Here is a 22,740-nt window from a genome sequence, read left to right as displayed (position 1 = left end):
AACAATGCTGCTTTCCTTGCAAGAAAGTAAGCTATCAGGCAAGGTAGTGCGATAAAATTTATAAATAAAAATCTTAAATTAATAGCAGGAGCTAAAAATGCCAAAGTTCGATAACGTAAGTGTAGTAAAAAAAGCCAATGTATATTTTGACGGAAAAGTGTCGAGCCGTACCGTTATTTTAGGTGATGGAGAAGCGAAAACTTTAGGCTTTATGCAACCTGGTGAGTTTGTTTTTGATACAAACCAAAAAGAATGCATGGAGCTTTTAGCTGGCCAATGGGATATTTTATTACCAGGGGCAAGTGAGTGGAAAACATTTAACGCGGGTGAATCGTTTAATGTTGATGCAAATGTAAGCTTTAAAATAAAAGTATCTGATTTTGCTGACTACTGTTGTTCGTACACAGATTAATCAATACAGCTAGACGTCTGAAAGCCCATGCACTATGGGCTTTGCATAAACTTTGCACAACGCATGATTTAAATCACCAAAAACCGCAAATAAACCTCAAATATCTCTCTTTTTTCCTTGTGTTAATCTAAATAGCCCCCAATACTATTTATGAGGTAACAAATAAAAGGATACCCTATGAAAATTAATCTTTCTGGTCACCATGTTGAAGTTACTGACTCTATTAGAGAGCACATCAACGAAAAATTTTCAAAAATCGAGAGCCACTTTCCATCGCTTATTGCACTCGATATTATTTTGTCTAAAGAGCATCATAAAATCCAAGCTGAAATTAGCACTAATTACGAAGGCACGCGCATATCGGTAAAAGGGGAAAACGAAGTTATGTACCCAGCCATTGCAAGCGCAGCTAAAAAACTCGATGCGGCACTAAAACATCGAAAAGGGCAGATAAAAGCAAACTTACACGAAAAGCCTGTTAGCACTACACCTGAAATCGCACACGAGATCATCCAAGAGATGGATCTTAAATAAAATTTAGTTCCAAAGTATTGTAAAAAAGAGCCGTATGGCTCTTTTTTATTGCCTGTAATTTAGGTAAGTTATGCGTTCTTGCAGTTTATTAATCAAAAAAATTAATAAAAGCAGCGTATAACACACATATTTTGAGAAATTAATGCACACAACAAAAGCAGTATGGAAGTCTCGACTAGGTGCGCTTGGACCTGGAATACTCATGGCAACAGCCGCTATTGGCGGATCTCACCTAGTTGCCTCTACGCAAGCTGGAGCAATATTTGGTTGGCAACTATTTTGGCTTATCCTCGTTGTTAATGTTTTAAAATATCCGTTTTTTCGCTTTGGTATGGAATACACACTCGCGACTAAAAATAGCCTAGTGGAGGGCTATAAGAGTAAAGGCCCGTTTTATTTTTACAGCTTTATTGGCTTAAACATTGTAGCCGCTGTTGTTAATACCGCTGGCGTATTACTGCTTACCGCAAGCTTACTGCATTACGCCTTACCTGTGGTTATCGAAGTAACCTTACTTTGTTGGATGCTGCTGGGTGTATGTTTAGTTATATTACTACTTGGACACTTTAAAGCGCTAGATAACGTTGCCAAAGGCATTATGGGGCTACTTACGCTCGCTACTTTGATTGCCCTTGCCATTGCATTTAGTAACGGCCCAATGGCACCTGCTGATTATGTGGGTCCTTCACCGTATGAACTTGCCATGCTTAGCTTTATGGTGGCTTTAATGGGCTGGATGCCAGCACCTATCGAAATATCTGCATTAAGTTCTTTATGGCTAAAAGAAAAACAAGCGCAGCAAACAGTTTCTAAAAGCCAAGGCTTGTTCGATTTTAACGTAGGTTACTGGCTTACAGCTGGCTTAGCCTTGGTATTTTTTAGCTTAGGTGTATTAGTGCAGTACGGGCAAACCAGTAGTATAGAACTCGGCGGTGTCGCGTTTGCCAAGCAGCTTATTGATATGTACGCATTAACAATAGGCGAGTGGGCAAGGCCGCTTGTATCAGCAATCGCCTTTTTATGTATGTTTGGCACTACACTTACCGTGCTAGATGGCTACGCCCGCACGCTTAACGAATCTCATAAACTACTTGGCTTTAAGCAATCAAAACACAGCCTAAATATTTGGCTTGTACTGCAAGCACTAGCTGGCATGGCCGTTATTTTATTCTTTAAATCAGCCCTTGGTCCAATGCTTACGTTTGCAATGACACTTTCGTTTGTTACCACCCCCGTTTTTGCATGGCTTAACTTTAGCTTAGTACGCTCAAACCCCGATATTAAACACAGTGTATTACTGCGTATTTTAAGCTGGTTAGGTTTAGTCTATTTAATCGGGTTTGCCCTAGCGTTTATAGTGTGGAAGCTAGCTGCATAAACCAATTATATAAATATGATATTTTTAAGTTAGTTAAGTATATATGTAGGCATTAATTTGAGTTTATGAGGAAAGTGACATGAAATTTGATATGTCTATTACAGATAATTTTGCATCCTTTTTTGATGAACAAAAAGAAAGATATATTTTTATTGATAGCTTTGATAATAAAACATTTGAGGTGCGAGTAGGGGATTTAGATAACTCGAAATCAGTCGGTAGCGTTTTAGCTTCTAATAATGATGAATTGAATGTTAAGTTATTGGCGCTTTACAATAAATATTAATACACTAAAAAATGAGCTATAAATGAAAATTAAAACAGGCGAGCTTTCAAATCCTGAAGTTATAAAGCTACTACAAGCACACCATAACGATATGCTAAAGCACTCACCTGTTGAGAGCGTGCATGCACTTGATGTGAGCAAACTCACTCAGCCCGATATAACTTTTTATAGCTTATGGATTGATAATAATTTAGCGGGTGTTGGCGCTTTAAAAGCACTAAATACAACGCATGGCGAAATTAAATCAATGCGCACATCAAGCAACTATTTACGCCAAGGCATCGCTGCTAAATTGCTCACGCATATTATTGAGCAAGCGACCTTGCGAGGTTATAAAAAGTTAAGTTTAGAAACAGGCACTGCAAAGGCATTTTTACCCGCACAAAAGCTTTACGCTCAATTTGGCTTTAAAGAGTGCGAACCATTTGGTGATTATGAGTTAGATCCGTACAGCTTGTTTATGAGTAAAGCGCTTTGAATTAATAAGAAATATAATTAGTCTTCGTTTAGAACCTTAAATTAAATTTTAACACAGGAATATTTATGTCATTTAAAGGAACTAAGTGGTTCTATGAGGATTCGCCTGAACAGTTTGAGTCGTTAGATGAGCTAACCGAGCACCATCATTCTTTGTTGTCTTCACAGACTCTAGTTAGTGATGATATAGATCCGGATGGACCTGTTTTAACTGAAATAAAGCAATTAGTTAAAAGGGTTGATGGTCTTAAAATAGAGATTTATTCTAACGAACACCCTCCACCACATTTTCACGTTATTACCTCAGACTCGAAAGCTTCTTTTAGGCTTGATAATTGTGAATTAATTGAGGGTAGCTTAACAAGCAAACAAAAAAGAAAAGTTGAATATTGGTTTAATGAAATGAACGCAAAGAAAGCATTGATTTCAGTTTGGAACAATACAAGGCCTGCAAACTGTACAGTAGGGAAGTATTATGAAATTGGTAACGAATAAGTATATCGACGTTTTATAGGTATGTAGGCGTTACTTAATTTAAATAAAATAGAAATTAATAATGAACCCATTAAAAAGACCGAAAGCTAATTTTAAAAGGAAAGTTGCAAAAGCAACAGGTATTCCAACATCAAGAACAGGTCGAGCACGTAAAGTTGATAGAATGAAGGGTTATATATTAATTGGAATAATAGTTCTTTTAATGTACGTATTTAATAATTGACGCAGTTTTTTATCGATTTATCTATCAGCTACTTCATAAATAATTGGTAGTAAAGCCAAGGCTCAACGAGTTGTGAGTTTAGCCAATCTAGCCTAATTGTTACTCATTTGAGTAAACAATAATTTCGTCAGAATTTGGTAATTTATAAAATCCAACATTTTTTGATTGCTTACCAATGAAATCAATAGCATATTTCATCTCTGCAATTGTTCTTACTGTAGAAAATTTATCTTTAAAACATGCTGAGAATTCGTATGTGAAAGATGTTGACTGATCATAACCTCCCAGCTCTAAAAGGTTATATTCAGTAAAGGGATCTGGTCCTAAAACTTGATGAGAGGTAATAAAAGGCACCCTAGAGTCTTGTGATTTCCAATCATTCAAGCATTTAGCTTCAACATTGCTTGCTAATAAATAAATGCTTTTATCCTTTTTAGAGTCACTTATAAAGATAGTTATAAAAACCAAATTTATAATAAGTGATGCAAACAAAATTAATTTTAATATATTTCTATTATTCACTTTAACTCAGCTCTTTTATCGCTCTACTTATCCCATCTAAACTCAGCGCATACATGCGGTTGTTCATTAACTCTTTTATAAAGCCAATTGATTGATAGTACGGCCAGTGTTCAACGGGTTGTGGGTTGAGCCAGGCGACTTTATCAAAGTGGTTTGTGACACGTTGCAACCATGCACTGCCAGGCTCTTCGTTGTAATGTTCTACCGAGCCACCAGGGTAGGCTATTTCGTATGGTCCCATAGTGGCATCGCCGACAAATATTACTTTATAGTCGCTGGTAAATTTATTAATCAGCGTCATGGTGTCAATTACGTTTGAATGGCGGCGTGCGTTGTCTTGCCAAACGTGCTCGTATAAACAGTTATGAAAGTAGTAAAACTCTAGGTGTTTAAATTCGCTGTGAGCGGCGCTAAATAATTCTTCGCAGGTGTGGATATAGTCATCCATTGAGCCGCCAATATCAAACAGCATGAGTACTTTTACTGCATTGTGGCGTTCGGGTGCCATTTTTACATCAAGCATGCCGCCTTGCTTTGCAGTAGCGCGAATGGTCTCGTTTAAATCAAGCGTGTCGCTTGCGCCAGTGCGGGCAAACTTTCGTAACTTTTTAAGGGCGAGTTTAACTGTGCGCGAACTAATTTCTCTGTCGGTGTCGAGGTTTTTGTATTCTCGTTTATCCCACACTTTTACCGCTTGGCGGTTACGGTTGCCGTCTTGCCCTATACGCACGCCTTCGGGGTTATAGCCGTATGCACCAAAAGGTGATGTGCCGCCAGTGCCCACCCATTTATTGCCGCCTGCGTGGCGTTTTTGTTGCTCTTCTAAACGCTCTTTTAGGGTTTTCATAAGCTCGTCGAGTCCGCCCATAGCTTTAAGTTGAGCTTTTTCTTCATCGCTTAGGTTTTTTTCAAACTCTTTACGTAGCCAATCTTCAGGTAAGTTGTGTTGTTGCTTTAAACTCTCGAGCAAATCAAGGTCAGCAATACCACTAAAGTAGTCGCTAAAGGCTTTGTCGAATCGATCAAAGTGCGTTTCGTCTTTTACCATTATGGTGCGAGCTAAATGGTAAAAGGCGTCTACGTCGGCAAATATAACGCCTTTTTTTAAGGCGTTAATTAAGTCGAGTAACTCGCGCAGGCTTACAGGCAAGCGGTATTCACGCAGTTTGAAGAAAAACGCAATCAACATCTTAACGGCGGCTCATAAAGGCGAGTTTTTCGATTAGGCTTATATCTTGCTCATTTTTAAGTAATGCGCCAAACATGGGCATTAAACCGCCTTTTTTAGCTTTGTCGTGCAGTGTTTTAGTGTCTATGTCTTCAGCCATTAAAAGCTTTAACCAGTCGAGTAATTCGCTGGTGGAAGGTTTCTTTTTAAGGCCGTTTGCTTCGCGCAGGTTAAAAAACACTTCAAGTGCTTGGCGTACTAAATCCTGTTTAACGTTAGGGTAGTGCACGTCAATAATTTGCTGCATTTCGTCGCTGCTAGGAAAATCAATATAATGAAAAAAGCAGCGGCGTAAAAATGCGTCCGGCAATTCTTTTTCGTTATTTGATGTGATGATCACAATAGGGCGCTCTTTTGCGACAATGCGCTCGTTAGTCTCATAAACATGAAACTCCATTTTATCAAGCTCAAGTAGTAAGTCGTTTGGGAACTCTATGTCGGCTTTGTCTATTTCATCAATCAAAAGCACTGGGCGTTTACCGTTGAGCTCTGCATATGTAAATGCCTGCCAAAGCTTACCTTTAACGATGTAGTTGCCAATATTGTGTACACGCTCGTCACCTAATTGACTGTCGCGCAGGCGCGAAACCGCATCGTACTCGTATAAACCTTGCTGCGCTTTAGTAGTCGATTTTATATGCCACTGAATAAGCGTAGTATCTAAGCTTTTAGCCAACTCCTCAGCCAGCATGGTTTTACCTGTGCCAGGTTCGCCTTTAATTAAAAGTGGTTTTTCGAGCATAATGGCAGCATTTACAGCTTGTTTAAGCGCGCTACTCGCTATGTAATTGTCAGTTGAATTAAATTGCACGGTGTACCCTTGTCTGGTCTGAGCAGTAAGTTATTTTGTTATAATGCCATAGTTAAGCAGCAGGTCCAATATAAGCAAAACGCTGTATGACCTCACCTTCTTTTTCAACAGTTTCTAAAAACATACTAAGTGGGCGCGCCCATATACCAAATTCACCATAAAGTGCTTGGTAAATCACAAGCTGTTCCTCGGTTTCGCTATGGGTGGCAACATGAATAACTTTATATTGCGGGCCTTTGTAGTGTTGGTATATGCCTGGTTTTAGGGAAAGTGGTTTTATTGCTGTAGTCATGTTTTGATCTCTTGTATAATTTGGCTTTGCACTTTTAATGTTAACTAATTTGCCAATACTATGAACTATATTTCTTTAGATGATTACAAAAAGGCGTGGGTTTTTCGCCACAAAGATTTACCTGTATCTGATGAAGACGCAGCAAAAATAAAGCCTATGAGCGACGAGCGCGCAGCCGTACTTTGGACAACCATGGTGAGCCGTGAGTTTGATCACCCTGATTTTTTTGAAGACACCGATTGGTGTGGTCAAGAAAAAAGCTTTAGCCAAGAAGTAGATTGGCAAGATGCGTGGGAAAATGGCGATGCGTTACCACCAGAAGCAATCTTAACGTTTTTAGATTGGGAAGCTAACACCACGGTTTATTTTTGTATGGCACGCGATAATATTATCGAAACGACGTTTGATGTATTTAAACGCAATTGGCAAAACTTTATGTTTTTAGCTGATGGCAGTTTATTGATTGGTAAAAAGCGTAATACGGTTGTGCAATTTTTAGAATCAGGTAAAGCAAAATTAGGTGAAAAGCCAAGCGCTTAAAATAGTGCGCTGCGCTTAAAAAACATTCAATACTGTGTTATAAAACATTTACCTGAATATTTTTGAGTACAGCTTTTGGTCGCTAAAAATCAGTCACTTGGTGCTCAACAGCAAGTTGAAATTTGGCAAACTGATGCACAAAAAGTGTTGTATGCACAATTGTGCAATGCGTTTTATCAGCGTGAGGTTCAGCGATTAGTTGCAGAGCCTAATGCCGATAAACTGCGCCGCCAGTTAAAAAGCCTACCTTATTATATTGAGCGAGCGGCAACGTTAGTTGCCAATGGTGACACGCCTTTTACGCTTGATGCACAAAATGGTACGTGGCTTGAAAAGCAAAAACCGACCCCACCCGATGTGAATGTTCAAGCTAATGAACTTTTTTATCAAACGTATGCCAAAGTGGGGCTTATTGTGCCCGTTATATTGCATGGCTACGATCAGGTGCGTCTTAGAATAGACAGTATCGATCAGTTAGGCGAAAATAAGCTGCATTGTAACGAGCTTGGTTGGTTTGATTTTTTAGGAAATGGGCTAGAGCAGCAAAATGCTCAGCTAATAAAGCCAAGTAAAGTGAGTTTAACCGCTGCATGTTGCGGGCATCAGTGGCAATTTTCGAAGCGTTGCATGCCACGGGTTTTATCACTACGCGAAATGCTTTTAGCGGGTAGTATTAATTGGCGCAATTTAAAGCGCCCCTTAGCGTATTAAAGTTAAGGTATTTGGAATTTAAAATAAGGAGTGTTAAATGCGTATTTTTCAAGTTGGCTTACTGTGCTTAGCACTGTTTGTACAATACAGGTTATGGTTTGGTCATAATGGTTTACAAGACTACACACGACTAAAAGGTGCAGTAACGTCGCATCATCAAACCAACGAAAAACTCATTAAACGTAATAAAGTACTTAAAGCAGATATTGAAGACTTAAAGCTTGGCCAAGAAGGCATTGAAGAGCGTGCACGCAACGAATTGGGAATGATTAAACCGGACGAAACATTTATTCGTGTTTTACCGGGCAAACAATATGACAAATAAACAGACTATTGCAGCAATTGTACCTGCTGCGGGTGTTGGCAGTAGAATGCAGCACAATGCGCCTAAGCAATATATACAATTAGCCGGTAAAACCATTTTAGAACACACCTTAGCTAAACTTTCTCAATTACCTCAATTACGCACTATTGTTGTTGCCCTTAGCGACAGCGACCCCTATTTTGACGAACTCCCACTGCTTGATAATCGCATTGTGCGAGCCAGTGGTGGGAAAGAGCGAGCCGACTCGGTGCTTAACAGCTTGCTTTTTTTAGCGCCTAACCCTCCAGCATGGGTATTGGTGCATGATGCTGCTCGTCCATTAGTTAATATCAGTGATATAGAACGTTTAATTGATGAATGTATACGCGCTGATGAAGGCGGTATTTTAGCTAGCAAAGTAAAAGATACTATAAAACGCGGCCACACTCATGCCCTACAAACTGTGCCACGAGACGATTTATGGCAAGCACTTACCCCGCAGTTTTTTAAATACGACGAGCTTAAAAATGCACTGCAAAACGCATTAGCAAGTGGGGCTACTATTACCGATGAAGCCAGTGCAATTGAGTGGGCGGGTAAACCGGTTAAGCTTGTAGCAGGTCGTAGCGATAATATTAAAATAACCACGCCAGAGGATTTAGATCTGGCTGGGTTTTTATTACATAAACAACAAAACGAGAGTGGATTATGATACGAATTGGCCATGGTTTTGACGTACATAAATTTGGTGGCGAAGGCCCGTTAACTATTTGTGGTGAAAAAATTGATTACCCACAGGGCTTTTTAGCGCACTCAGATGGTGATGTTGCTATTCATGCATTATGCGATGCTATTTTAGGCTCACTTGCAATGGGTGATATTGGTAAGCACTTTCCCGATACGGCAAGCGAGTATGAAAATATCGATAGCCGTATTTTACTTCGCCATGTGGTGGGCTTAGCTAAAGAACAAGGTTATGTACTTGGTAATGGCGATGTGACTATTGTTGCTCAGGCACCAAAAATGTTGCCACATATTCAAGCTATGCGCGCTAATTTAGCCAGCGATTTAAATTGCGACCTTAGCCAAATTAACGTTAAAGCCACTACTACCGAAAAGCTAGGCTTTGAAGGGCGCAAAGAAGGTATTTCGAGCCATGCGGTGGTTATTATGAGTAAAGAGCTTGCGAGTACAAAAAACGCATGAGCGATTTAAATTATTTATACGGTGCACCGCTTTCTAAAGCTGATTTTAAAACCACAGCTGAAGACTTTATGGTTGATGAAGACTTAGGTATAGAATTTACCGGCAGTGGCGAACACGTGTGTTTGCAGGTGGTTAAAAAAGGCGAAAACACGCAATACGTTGCAAAGCTAATTGCACAGCGTGCGGGTGTTTCACCGCGAGACGTAAGCTATGCAGGCATGAAAGATCGCCACGGCGTGTGCTCACAGTGGTTTAGTGTAAAAGTACCAATTAAAAAGCCTATCGATTTTAGCGATTTAAATAGTGAGAGTATTTTTATTGTGTCGCAACAGCGCCACGACCGTAAGTTACGTACGGGCTGCCACAAAGGTAATAAATTTACTATTACGCTTCGTAACGTAACCAACCCTCTTGATATTTTATGTCGTATTAACGCAGTACGCGCAGGTGTGCCTAATTACTTTGGCGAGCAGCGCTTTGGGCATGGCGGTCATAACTTAGTTATGGCTGAAAAAATGTTTGCCGGTGAGCGTATTCGCGATAAAAAGTTGCGCGGTATTATTATTTCAGCAGCACGATCGCATGTATTTAATCAGTTAGTGAGCTTACGTGTAAAAGAGCATGGTTTAGCTAAAACAATGCACCGTGAAGTATTTATGCTCAGCGGCAGCAATGCATTTTTTGAAGATGCAATTAATGACGAAAACATAGAGCGATTAGCTACCGGCGATATTATGATTTCGGCACCTATGGTGGGAAAAAGCGAAAAAGGCTTAACCGAACAAGAAAAAATATGGCTTGCACCTTTCCAAACATGGTGTGATGGTTTAGGTGAGTTAGGCCTTAAAAATGAGCGCCGAATGCTGCGCTTAATTCCACAAAACTTAACCGTTGAAACACTTGATGAAACCACACTAAAACTAAGCTTTGGTTTGCCAAAAGGGTGTTTTGCAACCGCATTATTACGTGAGCTGGTGGATTACACTGATGCTAGCCCTCGAGAGCGCAAAGAAAAGGATAATGGCATAAATGAAGATACTGTTAAGTAACGATGATGGCGTAAATGCCAAAGGCATTGCGGTTTTATATCAGGCGCTTATACAAATTGCAGATGTAACCCTTGTTGCACCTGATCGCAACTGTAGTGGTGCGAGTAATTCTTTAACACTTATGAACCCGCTACGAGCGACTACACTCGAAAATGGTTTTATGTCAGTTAATGGCACACCCACTGATTGTGTACATTTAGGTGTAAATCAGCTAGCTGATGAAAAGCCCGACCTTGTTGTTGCAGGTATTAACCATGGTGCCAATTTGGGTGATGACACGCTTTATTCCGGTACTGTTGCCGCTGCAACTGAAGGTCGCCATTTAGGTCTGCCTGCAATTGCGGTATCGCTTTGCTCACATAATGGCGATCATTTTGAAACAGCCGCTGCTGTTACCGTAAATATTATTAAAGGCTTGGCTTCGCATCCGCTTCCAAAAGATCAAATAATAAATATTAATGTGCCAGATATTCCATTAAGTGAATTAAAAGGGGTGCAAGTAACACGTTTAGGTGCTCGTCATAAAGCCGAAACTATGACTAAACAAACCGATCCTTGGGGGCGTGATATTTATTGGTACGGATCGCTTGGCACCGAAAGCGATGCTGGTGAAGGCACCGACTTTTACGCAATCAATAATGGCTATGCCTCAGTTACGCCACTGAGTGTTGATATGACAGCTAAAGATAGCTTAAAGGCAGTAGGAGAATGGTTAGCCGATTTGGAGATTAATCGTGCTCGCTAATTATACCCGCAGTGCTAAAGCGCTTTCTGACTTACTAAAGCGTGAAGGTGTTGAAGATACGCAAGTACTTAGTGCTATAGCTGATATTCCGCGCCATATTTTTATAGATGATGTGCTAAAACACAAAGCCTATGAAAATACAGCGCTCCCTATTGGGCAAGGGCAAACAATTTCTCAGCCTTACATAGTAGCGCGCATGACAGAGCTACTTCGTTTAGCTGGTGTGCGCAATAAAGTGCTAGAAATAGGTACGGGATCTGGGTATCAAACTGCAATATTGGCCAAAACGTTTACAAAGGTTTACTCGGTAGAGCGTATTAAAACACTTCAGTGGCAGGCAAAAAGACGTTTGCAGCAACTCGATTTATATAATGTAACCATGAAGCATGGCGATGGTTGGCAAGGCTGGCAATCACAAGCGCCGTTTGATGGTATTATAGTGACTGCTGCGGCCTCTAAAGTTCCGCAAGACTTACTTGCTCAGTTGGCCGATGGTGGCGTGTTATTAGCCCCAATTGGTGAGAGCGATCAAAAATTAGTAATGGTTATCCGCAAAGGCGATAATTATAAAGAGCATGTTATTGCTCCCGTTAGATTTGTGCCGTTAGTACCTGGCGATATTGAATAGGAATTCATTTTGAAGTTGTTTACCAAGTTATACGATATGGCCCTAGTGTGGGCAAAACACCGTCATGCGGAACGTTACTTAGCTGCTATGAGCTTTGCAGAATCAGTTTTTTTCCCGATACCACCTGATGTAATGCTTGCACCTATGTCACTTGCGCAACCAAACAAAGCATGGCGATTTGCAAGCTTTGCCACAATAGCATCGGTTATTGGTGGAGTGGTTGGTTACTTACTTGGTTTTTGGCTATTTGAACCCGTTGTAGAGCCATTGATTGCACAAATGCACTGGCAAGAAAAGTTTGATATAGCACTAAACTGGTTTAAGGATTACGGTGTTTGGGTTGTGTTTTTAGCCGGTTTTTCGCCTATACCATATAAAGTATTTACGATTGGCGCAGGCGTTTTACAAATGGCATTTTTGCCATTTTTAATAGCATCAGCCATTGGGCGCGGTGCGCGATTCTTTTTAGTTTCAGCCTTAATGAAGTGGGGCGGAGCTCAAATGGAGCGAAAATTACGTCAGTATATTGAAATACTTGGTTGGGGATTAGTGGTATTAATTGCGCTAGCTTACTTTTTATTGCGTTAAGCGTTAAAAATATCAATTTTCTAATTTAGGGGAAAAATACAATGAATAAACAGTGTTTACTGTATGTAACTATATTTATTAGTATTTTTCTCTTTGGTTGCTCTTCTCGCCATGTTCCTGCACCTGTTAGTAGCTTAAATAATAATGTTAATGATTTAGGTCATACTGTTAACATCAATGGGGCTAGCTATAAAGTACAAAAAGGAGATACGCTCTACTCTATTGCCTTTAGTGCTGGGCAAGACTTTAGATTACTTGCAAAAAACAATTCAATTCCATCACCTTACACAATTTTCCCTGGGCAAAACATCTCCTTACTCACTAAGCCCGAAAAAACAAAAAGGGATGGAAATTATACGAATTCGAGTAAAAAGTCTATAAAAAAATTACAAAAAAATAACAAAATTTTAAAGAAAGAGCTTGATCCCCCAAAACAACGAGAGTATGTTCAGAAACAAGCCAGTAACAAAATTAGTAATACTAAACGTTTGTCGAGCAGTAAAGTTAAGTGGTTTTGGCCTGCACAGGGCAAAATTACCAAACGCTTTTCTAATAAGGAAAACGGTTATAAAGGTTTACAGATTACTAATCGCAAAGGGGCTTCAGTCTTAGCTGCGGCACAAGGAACAGTGGTATACGCGGGTAACGCCCTTCGAGGTTATGGTAGTTTAATCATATTGAAACATAATGATGATTACCTAAGTGCTTATGCACATAACTCGAAATTACTTGTTAAAGAAAAGCAGAAAGTTAAGGCAGGACAAAAAATAGCAGAAATTGGTAATTCAGAATCTCCGGTCACCGCGCTTCGCTTTGAAATTCGCTACCGAGGGCAAGCTGTCAATCCTGCTAAATACCTACCCTAATTTTTAGGTATTGATAATTGCTCGGGAGAAGGCTTATGGCTAGCGCAGCAAAACTTGACAAACATACTACGACTGACGAAAAGTTCGATGACATCGATGTTGATGAAAGCACAGCTCTACTAGATAAAGTAGACGACGATGAAATCTTTGCTAAAGAAGAAGTAACTAAAAATCTTGACGCAACTCAACTTTATTTAGGCGAAATTGGTTTTTCTCCTTTGCTTAGTGCTGAAGAAGAAGTGTTTTTTTCTCGCAAATCACTTCGAGGGTGTGAAGCCTCACGTAAACGTATGATTGAAAGTAACTTACGTTTGGTTGTTAAAATAGCACGTCGTTACAATAATCGCGGCCTTGCTCTACTTGATTTAATTGAAGAGGGTAACTTAGGCTTAATTCGCGCAGTTGAAAAATTTGACCCTGAGCGTGGATTTAGATTCTCTACTTACGCTACATGGTGGATACGTCAAACAATTGAACGTGCCATTATGAACCAAACGCGTACCATTCGCTTACCTATTCATGTAGTTAAAGAGCTTAATGTTTATTTACGTACAGCGCGTGAGTTAACTCAAAAGCTTGACCATGAGCCAACAGCTGACGAAATTGCAGCTTGCCTAGATAGACCCGTTGAAGACGTTACTAAAATGCTACGTTTAAACGAAAGAATTGCATCAGTAGACATGCCTATTGGTGGCGAAAACGACAGTGTACTACTTGATATCATCCCTGATGAAAAAAGTGCTGGTCCTGAAGGCGAAGTACAAAATAATGATATTAATAAACATATTGTTGATTGGTTAGGTGAATTAAACCCTAAACAACGTGAAGTGTTAGCACGTCGATTTGGACTGCTTGGCTATGAGCCATCTACACTTGAAGATGTAGGTCGTGAAATAGGCTTAACACGTGAGCGAGTAAGACAAATTCAGGTAGAGGCATTACGTCGTCTAAAAGACATTTTGCAACAAGAAGGTTTAAGTACAGATAGCTTGTTTAATCAGTTTTCGTAACTAGTTAAATAGTTTAAGAGACTATGTGTGTTAAAAAGCCGAAGAGTTTATTCTTCGGCTTTTTTTATGCTTGTAAATTAGGTGATATAAATTACAGCAATGCTTTTAGTTTATATAACAAATCGTGCGCTTGGCGTGGCGATAAATTATCAGGGTCGATTGCGCTTAACTGCTCTTCAACTTCAGAAGGTGTACTTTGTGCAATTTCGTTATTAAAAGTAAAGGCTTGTTGCTCTGTATTTGGTGCAGTAACGCTTTGATGATTTTCAAGCAACTTAAGTTTTTGCTTTGCTTGTGCAATCACAGCTTTTGGCACACCTGCAAGAGCTGCTACTTGTAAACCAAAGCTTTTGCTTGCTGCACCGTCGAGAACTGTATGCATAAACGCAATAGTGTCGTTATGCTCTATTGCATCAAGGTGCACGTTTACAAGGCCCGTAGTTTGCTCAGCAAGTTCTGTTAATTCAAAGTAGTGCGTAGCAAACAATGTTTTAGCAGATATTTTTGATGCTAAATGATCGGCTGTTGCATACGCAAGAGAGAGTCCATCGTAAGTACTTGTACCGCGACCAATCTCATCCATTAACACTAAAGACTGCGCCGTGGCATTATTTAAAATAGTCGCTGTTTCGGTCATTTCTACCATGAAGGTTGAACGCCCTGATGCTAAATCATCGCTTGCACCAATACGTGTAAATATGCGGTCGATATTACCAATTTTAGCGCTGTCAGCGGGTACATAACTGCCAATGTGAGCCATTAAAACAATAAGTGCCGTTTGGCGCATATAGGTTGATTTACCGCCCATGTTTGGACCGGTAATAATTAGCATTTTACGTTGGCTGTTTAATTCAACAGGGTTAGCAATAAACGGTTCTTTCATTACTTGTTCAACAACAGGGTGACGACCTTGCTTAATGCTTATATTGTCGTTATCGCACAATTCTGGTTTTGCATAATTGAGTGCGAATGCACGCTCAGCTAAATTGTTTAAAACGTCTAAATCGGCCAATGCTGCTGCCATCATTTGCAACTGCTCAATATGTGGAGCAATAAATCTAAACAGCTCCTCGTATAGTTGTTTTTCAAGCGCGAGAGCTTTTGATTGGCTACCGAGTACTTTATCCTCGTGCTCTTTAAGCTCTGGAATAATGTAGCGTTCGTTATTTTTAAGCGTTTGGCGACGAATGTAGTCGGCTGGCACTAAGTGCGCATTAGCTCTACTTACTTCAATAAAAAAGCCATGTACGCGGTTATAACCAATTTTAAGCGTACTAATGCCCGTACGTTCGCGCTCTCGCAGTTCTAATTGCTCAAGGACATCAGTGGCACCTTTGCTTAAGTTACGCCACTCATCAAGTTCACTATTGTAACCTGGAGCAATAACACCACCGTCACGAATAAGTACCGGTGGGTTTTCTATCACAGCTCGTTCTAATAACGCTTGTAAATCAGGGAGTTCAGGCGAGTGCTTGATGATACCTGCTATACGAGGATCGTTAGCGTCAGCTAACAAAGTATGCAGTGGTGCAAGTGCTTGTAGCGCACTGCGCAGGCGAGTTAAATCACGCGGGCGTGCAGTACATAAAGCTAGGCGTGCAATAACACGCTCTACATCACCAATCTCTTTTAATGATTCGTGTAAATCACCGCAAAGCTGCGCATCTAAAATAGCGCTAATTGCATTTAAACGTGAATTTAGCTCGTCTTTATTACGAATTGGTGTATGAATACGGCGCTTAAGTAAGCGAGAACCCATTGGCGTTGCTGTTTTATCAAGTACTTGAGCAAGTGTATTTTCAAACCCGCCTGATAAATTAACAGTTAATTCTAAATTTTTACGGGTAGCGGCATCTAAAATAACAGCGTGTTCGTTGTGCTCAAGCGTAATTGCACGAATATGCGGCAGTGCAATACGTTGTGTATCTTTTACGTATTGCATTAGGCAACCTGCAGCAACAAGCGCGCTATGGGCTTTATCAACACCAAAGCCAACTAAATCTTTAGTACCAAACTGATCGCATAATAAGTGCTGAGCCGTATCTAAGTCGAACTCCCACTCTGGGCGACGGCGAGCGCCTTTTATATGTTCAATTAAATGAACGTTTTCAAAGCTTTCGCTATACAGAAGCTCGGCTGGTGATAGGCGCTGAATAGTTGAGCTAAAGGCTTCGTCGGTATTTACTTCGACAATATTAAAACGACCAGAGTTAATGTCTAAATAAGCAATCCCGTATAGGCCTTTTTTACTTTGCCAAACGCTGGTAAGGAGATTGTCTTGTCGTTCTTGTAAAAGCGCTTCATCAGAAATTGTACCGGGTGTAACTATACGCACTACTTTACGATCAACAGGGCCTTTACTGGTTGCAGGATCTCCCACTTGTTCGCAGATAGCGACTGACTCACCCATTTGGACTAGACGTGCTAAGTAGTTTTCTACCGCATGGTAGGGTACGCCCGCCATAGGAATGGGATCGCCGCCAGCTTTACCACGATGAGTTTGCGAAATATCGAGTAATTGAGCGGCGCGTTTAGCGTCATCAAAAAAAAGTTCGTAAAAATCGCCCATACGATAAAACAATAAAATATCGCGATGCTCTGATTTTATTTTTAGATACTGCTGCATCATAGGGGTTTGTTGTTTTATAGTGTGTGGTGCATAAAGATCAAACGACATGTATTTACCCAAAGGCTGAATATGGAATTACATCAAGAGATTAAAACACTTGCTGCGCAATTAGGCGCTATTTTAACGGATAAATGCTTATGGATCACTACTGCTGAGTCATGTACTGGTGGCGGAGTGAGTTATGCGCTTACCGATACACCTGGAAGTTCAGCTTATATCGACCGTGCATTTGTCACTTATAGTAACCAAGCAAAGCAAGATTTGCTCAATGTTAGTGCTAGTACATTAAATCAATACGGTGCTGTGAGCGAGCAAACAGTCCATGAAATGGCAGTAGGTGCTATTAAAGCAACAAACGCTAATATATCTATAGCTGTATCGGGCATTGCAGGGCCTGGCGGGGCGACAGAAGGTAAACCTGTTGGACTTGTATGGTTTGGCATACAAATTGATGACAAAGTACTGACCTTTAAACAAATATTTACTGGTGATAGGGCTCAAGTAAGACTGCAAGCTATTGTATTTGCATTAAAAAGTGTAATAGATGAGATAAAATGAAAAAATTAGCTTGATACTGTGATTTCATACAGTATACTTGTTCGCATTAGCTGGATTGGAGAACAAAATGAACGATAACAAACAAAAAGCGTTAGACGCAGCACTATCACAAATTGAACGTCAATTTGGTAAAGGCTCAATTATGAAATTGGGTGACAACAAAGCGTTAAACATTGAATCTGTATCTACAGGTTCACTAGGTATTGATATTGCCTTAGGCATAGGTGGCTTACCTATGGGACGTATTGTTGAAGTGTATGGTCCTGAGTCATCTGGTAAAACAACGCTTACTTTACAAGTTATCGCAGAAGCTCAAAAAGAAGGTAAAACATGTGCCTTCATTGATGCTGAGCATGCTCTTGATCCTGTATATGCACAAAAACTAGGTGTAAATATTGATGACCTTTTTGTATCTCAACCTGATACAGGTGAGCAAGCACTAGAAATTTGTGACATGTTAGTACGTTCAAGCGCAGTAGACGTTGTTATTATTGACTCGGTTGCTGCACTTACACCAAAAGCTGAGATTGAAGGCGACATGGGCGACTCGCACATGGGCTTGCAAGCACGTTTAATGTCACAGGCATTACGTAAGCTTACTGGTAATATTAAACGTTCTAACACGTTATGTATTTTCATTAACCAAATCCGTATGAAAATTGGTGTTATGTTTGGTAACCCAGAAACAACAACGGGTGGTAATGCACTTAAGTTTTACGCATCGGTACGTATTGATATTCGTCGTATTGGTTCTGTGAAAGAAGGTGATGAAGTTGTTGGTAACGAAACCCGCGTTAAAATTGTTAAAAACAAAGTAGCGCCGCCATTTAAACAAGCTGAATTTATCATCATGTATGGCGAAGGTATTTCTAAGCAAGGCGAGTTAATTGATTTAGGTGTTAAGCATAAAATTGTTGAAAAAGCAGGTGCTTGGTACAGTTACAGTGGCAACAAGGTTGGTCAAGGTAAATCTAACTCAATTAAGTTTTTGAAAGAAAACCCAGAAATTGCAGATGAGATTGAAGGTAAGTTACGCGAAATGCTTTTACTAAAAGCAACTATTGAACCTGAAGACGGTGAAGATAAGTTAGGCGACGATCCAGACCTTTAAACTGCACCCAAATGAGTTTTTAAGCTTGATTTGACCCGAGCTTTGAAAAGCGCTAATCAGTAATGATTAGCGCTTTTTTGTTATTAAAAACTTACATCAGGTTAGATAAAATAAAAACGACACATTAAAAATGTGTCGTTTTTTTCTATTGAATTAAAAAAATCTAGAGTCTTTAATTAATCAAATATATTTATAATTGCCAGTTTACAGATAGGGCGTAGTTACGAGGTGCACCGTAGTAACCTTGTGCCCAGTACAGGCTGTGCAAATATTTTTCACCGGTGGTGTTATTTACGTTGAAAGTGACTCCTACGTTATCTGTAATTTCGTAAGTGGCCATTAAATCAAGTAACCCGTATGCATCTTGGTGAGTAGTGACGCTTGCAATACCATTTGCATCTTCGACTTGAACTCGGCTAGTTGAATCCTGCCAGCGATAGTTTGCACCAAATGATAAACCATCAACTAAAGGTACTTGGTAGGTTGCGGCCACTTTAAGTTGGTTTTCAGGTGTGTAATCTTTAACTAAATCATCACCATCAATATTTAGGTTACTAAAACTTACACTTGCGCTTAAATCATCGGTTATTCGACCACTTAGTTCAACTTCAAAGCCGTTGCTGTTAATACCATCTGCTGCATAATAACGCGTATCACTAGGTAGTGAGTCGGGTAAAGCTATGGCAAGCCCTTCCTGCTTTGCATCGAAGTAAGCAAAAGTTACGAAAATTTGGTCATCAAGTAACTGTGCTTTTATACCAACTTCACTACTTTTACCTATTACGGGAGCTAATTGGTTGGCATTAATATCAAGCTCTTTTTGCGGTACAAATGTTTCTGTGTAGCTTGCATAAGCTGATAGAGACTCGTTAAAGTCGTACACCGTGCCAATATAAGGAATAACTTCAGAGTCGCTTCTTGTTTGCTCAACACCGTAAGCACTCCCTTTAGTTTTCCAATCTGTATAACGCACACCAGCGAGCACACTTAAAGGCTCACTTAATCTAATGCGAGTAGATATGTAAGCTGATTTTTGCTCGTTAGTAATATCACTACCATTTAAGCCATCAGCAAGTGTTGCCTCTGGTACTACACCATCCCACGTTTTAAGTGATGGCATAGCTGGAAAACCATTGCCTGTAGTGTAATCGTAAAGAGACTGCTCGTTGTAATCCATTTTAGCTTGGCTAACACCAAATGATAGGTCGTGCTCTTGGCCAAATAAATCAAACTTACCACTGGCATATAAATCAAATAAGTCATGCTTATCTTCGTAATCATAACGGCTAGCATAACCTGTTAAACCAAGTTCAGTATCTTTATCAGGGGTGCCGTATACGTAGAACAACTCTGAGTCTTGTTCGTTTTCGATGTGAGCATAACGTGCTCTAGCTACCCATGTTGCCGATAAGTTTTGTTCAAGTGTTACATATACTTGCTCAGCACTGTTATCCCAGTAAGACCAGTCAGCAGCAGTGCTGGTTGATTCGTCGTAATCGGTTGCTGTTCCGTCTGTATAATAAAGAGGTAGTGCACCCCACAGCGGGCTATCTGCGTCTTTTTGTTGGTTAACGTAGTTAACACTTAATAGTGTGCTGTCCGTTAATTTACCTTCGTAGGCTAAGTAAATAATTGTTTTATCTGTTTCGTAACGATCTAAGTATGAATCAGCTTTTTGTTTTGTAAATACAGCGCGTACAGCGTGGTCTTCATTTATTGGCGTAGATACATCTAAATCTAAACGTTTTTTATTCCATGAGCCATAAGATGCTGATGCATTTGCCTGTGTTGTATAAGTTGGCTTTTTTAAAACCATGTTTACAGTTGCAGAAGGATTACCAGCGCCAGTCATTAAACCATTAGCACCGCGAACTATCTCTACACGGTCATAAATTGATGTATCAAGACTACCTTGAATAGAGCCTGAGCTTTGTGGGATCCCTAAGCCATCAACTTGAAAGTTCGTAATTTCAAAACCACGGGCCTTAAAGTAAGTACGATCTGTTTCTATTTGCTCTACTGTTACGCCTGGCGTGCTTTCAAGTACTGAGTTTATGTCGTCTAGTGAAAAGTCGTCCATTAGTGCGCGTGAAACTACCGAGATTGATTGTGGTGTTTCTTTAATTGTTAAACCTAGTTTGGTAGCCGATTGCGCTTCTTCAGTAATGTAGTTTTTATGATGCTGACCATATACCGCAATTTTTTCGAGAGGTTCAGATTTTACATTTGCCTCATCAGCAAGTGCATAACCAGATAAAATTAAAGAAGTAGCAAAGCTTAGTTTAGATAAACGCAAAACTTGAGGGGACGACATAAGTTTTTCCAGTTAGTTCAAAAGAAGTGCGTAACTTAATCTAAATGATATCGATTTGCAATTGTGTTTAGTGTTTTTATCAATAATAATTCTATTTTTTTGGATTTTAGCGCCACATATAAAGATTTTAGGTACGAATTGATGAATTATATAGAACTCAATCTCGCTTATAAAAAAAGCGGCCTAGGCCGCTTTTTAAAGTAGTTAGCTTTCTAGTTATTAAAAAGAGTATTTAACAGAAAACTGTAAGCGGTCTAAATCGCCATCAACGCCGCTTTCAGTTTCACGCTCAGCATGCTTTAGCTCAGCACCAAAAGTTAGACGTTTAACCGGTGAGTATAGAATGTTAGCGCTATAGCTTTGGCTTGATTCAGTCGGATCACCAGAAATAGCTAATAAATCAGTGTTGTTATCAGCAGAGAAGAATGAGTATAAGAACGTTGAACGCCATTGGCTTGTCCACTTGTGCTGGTAAGCAACAAAACCAGAAGTCGAATCAATTGCATCTAGTTCATCGCCATTAAGTACAGCACCGTGAGCAACGTTTAAGCCTACGTAACGGCCTAAGCCTTTACCTTGAGTAAGCATAAATTTAAGGTTGTCTTCACCAAGGTTTATTTTACCTGATGCACTAATACCAAAAGAAGTTTCATCTGCATCAACACTGCCTACTTTATAAGTAAGTTGGCGAGCAAGCGCTGCAACCACAATGTTACCCCAATCGGCTTTGTGTGTGTAACGAGCTGTAAAGTCAGGCAATGATGCATCATCAGTTACTACCATACCGCTAGTAGTAGAAATTGTACTTTCTGGGTTTTCTAATGAAAACGACCATGCGCCAGTGGTGTATTTAATTTGCGATTGACGCACAAACACAGTACCCTCAGCAGGACCTACAAAATCAAGCGTTTCAGCAAGCGCCCCCACGTTTTGGAAGTTAGACCATGTTTGACCAAATAACCAACCATCGTAAGTCACAAACGCATGGCGAATACGCGGGGCGTAAGAATTTGAAACTCGCTCATTACCGCCAGCAGCCGAGGCCAAAAAATCAATTTCAATTTTAGTATTAACGGTTTTACCGTTATCCATAACAGTGGCTGTGCCAAAGTTAAAACGTGACTCACGAGCATGCATATCAAATACAGCATCTGAGCTGTTATCATCGCCAACTGTTAACGTACTTGGTACGTAAAAGTCACGACCTACGTTTGAGCCTGCAGGCGCACCCGCTGAATAATCACTCCACATAGAGTCGAGTTTAATGTATCCACCGTAAGTAAATTCCGTATCACCAATTTTTGCGGCAGTCGCTGCATAAGCAGTGCTTGATAGTGCACATAATACAGCGCTTGCTGCTAATGTTTTTAATGGGGTAAATTTCATTGTGGTGTCCTTTATAGGCTACTTGTTGTTTGTTGCTTTTTTTTTCATGTAAGGTTGTATTACTTGCTACTAGTATTACTTACGAATAAAAAAGGGTGTTAATTTGGCTTTTCAATACACATATTGTTTTCATTCGTTAAATAAAGCTTTGGCAAGTAATACCGCAAATATCTTTATTAAAGTACACAAACACTTTTGAATATGTGCAATATTTACTCAATTATCTATTGGTCTATAAGACTAAGGTTTTAGAGTTGATTAGTTTGCATTTACTTACATTTAACGCGTTGTATTATTTATGTAAAAAATTGAAAGCAGGTGGATTATAAACTACAAATGAGTAAATTGGAGTAGAGTACAACTAAGGTCTAATACTTAATAAAGTACTGCTGAGTAATCCTTGATAAAAGCTTAAGGCAAGTAATTTAAATGGAGAC

26 protein-coding genes are annotated in these 22,740 nt (G+C 39.8%); 19 read left to right on the top strand and 7 right to left on the bottom strand.

Annotated features, from left to right (window positions below; all coding sequences use genetic code 11):
* Window positions 1-97 precede the first annotated feature (97 nt).
* The 6 genes from H5092_RS16770 to H5092_RS16745 all read left to right on the top strand — a co-directional run bounded on the left by H5092_RS16770 (window position 98) and on the right by H5092_RS16745 (window position 3,582).
* Window positions 98-412 carry a pyrimidine/purine nucleoside phosphorylase gene (locus H5092_RS16770; RefSeq protein WP_182734159.1) on the top strand — a complete coding sequence of 105 codons (315 nt, stop codon included), beginning with the start codon at window positions 98-100 and terminating at the stop codon, window positions 410-412.
* Window positions 413-589: 177 nt separating this feature from the next.
* The gene (gene hpf / locus H5092_RS16765; RefSeq protein ID WP_007376058.1) at window positions 590-946 is read left to right on the top strand and encodes a ribosome hibernation-promoting factor, HPF/YfiA family; all 357 of its coding nucleotides are present in this window, start codon (window positions 590-592) and stop codon (window positions 944-946) included.
* 202 nt (window positions 947-1,148) lie between these two features.
* Window positions 1,149-2,324, top strand: coding sequence for an NRAMP family divalent metal transporter (locus H5092_RS16760; protein WP_182734198.1), 1,176 nt, complete (start codon window positions 1,149-1,151; stop codon window positions 2,322-2,324).
* 79 nt (window positions 2,325-2,403) lie between these two features.
* Window positions 2,404-2,610: a hypothetical protein gene (locus tag H5092_RS16755; protein ID WP_182734156.1), complete on the top strand. Its 207-nt coding sequence runs from the start codon at window positions 2,404-2,406 to the stop codon at window positions 2,608-2,610.
* A gap of 22 nt (window positions 2,611-2,632) precedes the next feature.
* Window positions 2,633-3,088, top strand: coding sequence for a GNAT family N-acetyltransferase (locus H5092_RS16750; protein WP_182694096.1), 456 nt, complete (start codon window positions 2,633-2,635; stop codon window positions 3,086-3,088).
* Between the two features lie 65 nt (window positions 3,089-3,153).
* Window positions 3,154-3,582, top strand: coding sequence for a DUF4160 domain-containing protein (locus H5092_RS16745; protein ID WP_182734154.1), 429 nt, complete (start codon window positions 3,154-3,156; stop codon window positions 3,580-3,582).
* A gap of 322 nt (window positions 3,583-3,904) precedes the next feature.
* Here the strand turns inward: H5092_RS16745 and H5092_RS16740 are convergent, their stop codons facing one another.
* The 4 genes from H5092_RS16740 to H5092_RS16725 are packed head-to-tail and all read right to left on the bottom strand — an operon-like array spanning window position 3,905 to window position 6,658.
* Window positions 3,905-4,327, bottom strand: a complete 423-nt coding sequence (locus H5092_RS16740) for a hypothetical protein (protein WP_182692905.1) — start codon at window positions 4,325-4,327, stop codon at window positions 3,905-3,907.
* Window position 4,328: 1 nt separating this feature from the next.
* Complete coding sequence (locus H5092_RS16735) at window positions 4,329-5,516, bottom strand: VWA domain-containing protein (RefSeq protein WP_182673807.1); 1,188 nt, start codon at window positions 5,514-5,516, stop codon at window positions 4,329-4,331.
* Between the two features lies 1 nt (window position 5,517).
* Window positions 5,518-6,366 carry a MoxR family ATPase gene (locus H5092_RS16730; RefSeq protein ID WP_182734152.1) on the bottom strand — a complete coding sequence of 283 codons (849 nt, stop codon included), beginning with the start codon at window positions 6,364-6,366 and terminating at the stop codon, window positions 5,518-5,520.
* A gap of 52 nt (window positions 6,367-6,418) precedes the next feature.
* Entirely contained in the window at window positions 6,419-6,658 is a 240-nt protein-coding gene (locus H5092_RS16725) for a DUF1653 domain-containing protein (protein ID WP_039486721.1), read from the bottom strand.
* Window positions 6,659-6,718: 60 nt separating this feature from the next.
* Between H5092_RS16725 and H5092_RS16720 the strand changes: the two genes are divergently transcribed.
* From H5092_RS16720 to rpoS, 11 genes are all read left to right on the top strand, one after another.
* Window positions 6,719-7,198, top strand: a complete 480-nt coding sequence (locus H5092_RS16720; RefSeq protein WP_002958965.1) for a DUF2947 domain-containing protein — start codon at window positions 6,719-6,721, stop codon at window positions 7,196-7,198.
* Between the two features lie 75 nt (window positions 7,199-7,273).
* On the top strand, window positions 7,274-7,909 hold the full coding sequence (locus H5092_RS16715; protein WP_002958964.1) for a hypothetical protein: 636 nt from the start codon (window positions 7,274-7,276) through the stop codon (window positions 7,907-7,909).
* A 37-nt stretch (window positions 7,910-7,946) separates the two neighbouring features.
* Window positions 7,947-8,234 carry a cell division protein FtsB gene (gene ftsB / locus H5092_RS16710; protein WP_002958963.1) on the top strand — a complete coding sequence of 96 codons (288 nt, stop codon included), beginning with the start codon at window positions 7,947-7,949 and terminating at the stop codon, window positions 8,232-8,234.
* The gene (gene ispD, locus H5092_RS16705) at window positions 8,224-8,925 is read left to right on the top strand and encodes a 2-C-methyl-D-erythritol 4-phosphate cytidylyltransferase (RefSeq protein ID WP_182734150.1); all 702 of its coding nucleotides are present in this window, start codon (window positions 8,224-8,226) and stop codon (window positions 8,923-8,925) included. The genes ftsB and ispD overlap by 11 nt, the downstream gene beginning before the upstream one ends.
* Window positions 8,922-9,419, top strand: coding sequence for a 2-C-methyl-D-erythritol 2,4-cyclodiphosphate synthase (ispF, locus tag H5092_RS16700; RefSeq protein ID WP_024604077.1), 498 nt, complete (start codon window positions 8,922-8,924; stop codon window positions 9,417-9,419). The genes ispD and ispF overlap by 4 nt, the downstream gene beginning before the upstream one ends.
* On the top strand, window positions 9,416-10,468 hold the full coding sequence (gene truD / locus H5092_RS16695) for a tRNA pseudouridine(13) synthase TruD (RefSeq protein ID WP_182734148.1): 1,053 nt from the start codon (window positions 9,416-9,418) through the stop codon (window positions 10,466-10,468). The genes ispF and truD overlap by 4 nt, the downstream gene beginning before the upstream one ends.
* On the top strand, window positions 10,449-11,213 hold the full coding sequence (gene surE, locus H5092_RS16690; RefSeq protein WP_024600608.1) for a 5'/3'-nucleotidase SurE: 765 nt from the start codon (window positions 10,449-10,451) through the stop codon (window positions 11,211-11,213). Before truD ends, surE begins: the two co-directional genes overlap by 20 nt.
* Complete coding sequence (locus H5092_RS16685) at window positions 11,203-11,841, top strand: protein-L-isoaspartate(D-aspartate) O-methyltransferase (protein ID WP_002958958.1); 639 nt, start codon at window positions 11,203-11,205, stop codon at window positions 11,839-11,841. Before surE ends, H5092_RS16685 begins: the two co-directional genes overlap by 11 nt.
* Before the next feature lie 9 nt (window positions 11,842-11,850).
* Window positions 11,851-12,429 (top strand): YqaA family protein, encoded by a 579-nt coding sequence (locus tag H5092_RS16680; protein WP_002958957.1) that lies wholly within the window; start codon window positions 11,851-11,853, stop codon window positions 12,427-12,429.
* A gap of 41 nt (window positions 12,430-12,470) precedes the next feature.
* The gene (locus H5092_RS16675) at window positions 12,471-13,295 is read left to right on the top strand and encodes a peptidoglycan DD-metalloendopeptidase family protein (RefSeq protein WP_182734146.1); all 825 of its coding nucleotides are present in this window, start codon (window positions 12,471-12,473) and stop codon (window positions 13,293-13,295) included.
* Window positions 13,296-13,330: 35 nt separating this feature from the next.
* Complete coding sequence (gene rpoS / locus H5092_RS16670) at window positions 13,331-14,305, top strand: RNA polymerase sigma factor RpoS (protein ID WP_002958955.1); 975 nt, start codon at window positions 13,331-13,333, stop codon at window positions 14,303-14,305.
* Window positions 14,306-14,396: 91 nt separating this feature from the next.
* On the opposite strand, the gene mutS is transcribed toward rpoS, so the two are convergent.
* Window positions 14,397-16,982 (bottom strand): DNA mismatch repair protein MutS, encoded by a 2,586-nt coding sequence (gene mutS / locus H5092_RS16665; RefSeq protein WP_182734144.1) that lies wholly within the window; start codon window positions 16,980-16,982, stop codon window positions 14,397-14,399.
* A gap of 21 nt (window positions 16,983-17,003) precedes the next feature.
* On the opposite strand from mutS, the gene H5092_RS16660 reads away from it, so the two are divergent.
* Window positions 17,004-17,492 (top strand): CinA family protein, encoded by a 489-nt coding sequence (locus H5092_RS16660; protein WP_024597314.1) that lies wholly within the window; start codon window positions 17,004-17,006, stop codon window positions 17,490-17,492.
* Between the two features lie 67 nt (window positions 17,493-17,559).
* Window positions 17,560-18,603 carry a recombinase RecA gene (gene recA / locus H5092_RS16655; RefSeq protein ID WP_002958952.1) on the top strand — a complete coding sequence of 348 codons (1,044 nt, stop codon included), beginning with the start codon at window positions 17,560-17,562 and terminating at the stop codon, window positions 18,601-18,603.
* Between the two features lie 190 nt (window positions 18,604-18,793).
* On the opposite strand, the gene H5092_RS16650 is transcribed toward recA, so the two are convergent.
* Both H5092_RS16650 and H5092_RS16645 read right to left on the bottom strand, forming a co-directional pair.
* Window positions 18,794-20,917: a TonB-dependent siderophore receptor gene (locus H5092_RS16650; protein ID WP_182694253.1), complete on the bottom strand. Its 2,124-nt coding sequence runs from the start codon at window positions 20,915-20,917 to the stop codon at window positions 18,794-18,796.
* A 219-nt stretch (window positions 20,918-21,136) separates the two neighbouring features.
* Window positions 21,137-22,303, bottom strand: coding sequence for a DcaP family trimeric outer membrane transporter (locus H5092_RS16645; protein ID WP_024600614.1), 1,167 nt, complete (start codon window positions 22,301-22,303; stop codon window positions 21,137-21,139).
* Window positions 22,304-22,740: the final 437 nt, after the last annotated feature.

This window comes from Pseudoalteromonas sp. SR41-7 (assembly GCF_014163935.1).
In the GTDB taxonomy this organism is placed as follows: domain Bacteria; phylum Pseudomonadota; class Gammaproteobacteria; order Enterobacterales; family Alteromonadaceae; genus Pseudoalteromonas; species Pseudoalteromonas distincta.
Note: the sequence above shows the minus strand (reverse complement) of the source record. Positions and strands in the feature narration are given on the sequence as shown.

What these genes read in the sequence shown, in the direction of transcription:
- hpf (WP_007376058.1), top strand. Translation starts at nt 590, where the DNA reads ATGAAAATTAATCTTTCTGGTCACCATGTTGAAGTTACTGACTCTATT.
- H5092_RS16725 (WP_039486721.1), bottom strand. Translation starts at nt 6,658, where the DNA reads ATGACTACAGCAATAAAACCACTTTCCCTAAAACCAGGCATATACCAA.
- H5092_RS16750 (WP_182694096.1), top strand. Translation starts at nt 2,633, where the DNA reads ATGAAAATTAAAACAGGCGAGCTTTCAAATCCTGAAGTTATAAAGCTA.
- H5092_RS16755 (WP_182734156.1), top strand. Translation starts at nt 2,404, where the DNA reads ATGAAATTTGATATGTCTATTACAGATAATTTTGCATCCTTTTTTGAT.
- surE (WP_024600608.1), top strand. Translation starts at nt 10,449, where the DNA reads ATGAAGATACTGTTAAGTAACGATGATGGCGTAAATGCCAAAGGCATT.
- truD (WP_182734148.1), top strand. Translation starts at nt 9,416, where the DNA reads ATGAGCGATTTAAATTATTTATACGGTGCACCGCTTTCTAAAGCTGAT.
- ispF (WP_024604077.1), top strand. Translation starts at nt 8,922, where the DNA reads ATGATACGAATTGGCCATGGTTTTGACGTACATAAATTTGGTGGCGAA.
- H5092_RS16675 (WP_182734146.1), top strand. Translation starts at nt 12,471, where the DNA reads ATGAATAAACAGTGTTTACTGTATGTAACTATATTTATTAGTATTTTT.
- recA (WP_002958952.1), top strand. Translation starts at nt 17,560, where the DNA reads ATGAACGATAACAAACAAAAAGCGTTAGACGCAGCACTATCACAAATT.
- H5092_RS16770 (WP_182734159.1), top strand. Translation starts at nt 98, where the DNA reads ATGCCAAAGTTCGATAACGTAAGTGTAGTAAAAAAAGCCAATGTATAT.
- rpoS (WP_002958955.1), top strand. Translation starts at nt 13,331, where the DNA reads ATGGCTAGCGCAGCAAAACTTGACAAACATACTACGACTGACGAAAAG.
- ftsB (WP_002958963.1), top strand. Translation starts at nt 7,947, where the DNA reads ATGCGTATTTTTCAAGTTGGCTTACTGTGCTTAGCACTGTTTGTACAA.
- H5092_RS16745 (WP_182734154.1), top strand. Translation starts at nt 3,154, where the DNA reads ATGTCATTTAAAGGAACTAAGTGGTTCTATGAGGATTCGCCTGAACAG.
- H5092_RS16660 (WP_024597314.1), top strand. Translation starts at nt 17,004, where the DNA reads ATGGAATTACATCAAGAGATTAAAACACTTGCTGCGCAATTAGGCGCT.
- H5092_RS16645 (WP_024600614.1), bottom strand. Translation starts at nt 22,303, where the DNA reads ATGAAATTTACCCCATTAAAAACATTAGCAGCAAGCGCTGTATTATGT.
- H5092_RS16735 (WP_182673807.1), bottom strand. Translation starts at nt 5,516, where the DNA reads ATGTTGATTGCGTTTTTCTTCAAACTGCGTGAATACCGCTTGCCTGTA.
- H5092_RS16650 (WP_182694253.1), bottom strand. Translation starts at nt 20,917, where the DNA reads ATGTCGTCCCCTCAAGTTTTGCGTTTATCTAAACTAAGCTTTGCTACT.
- H5092_RS16720 (WP_002958965.1), top strand. Translation starts at nt 6,719, where the DNA reads ATGAACTATATTTCTTTAGATGATTACAAAAAGGCGTGGGTTTTTCGC.
- ispD (WP_182734150.1), top strand. Translation starts at nt 8,224, where the DNA reads ATGACAAATAAACAGACTATTGCAGCAATTGTACCTGCTGCGGGTGTT.
- mutS (WP_182734144.1), bottom strand. Translation starts at nt 16,982, where the DNA reads ATGTCGTTTGATCTTTATGCACCACACACTATAAAACAACAAACCCCT.
- H5092_RS16760 (WP_182734198.1), top strand. Translation starts at nt 1,149, where the DNA reads ATGGCAACAGCCGCTATTGGCGGATCTCACCTAGTTGCCTCTACGCAA.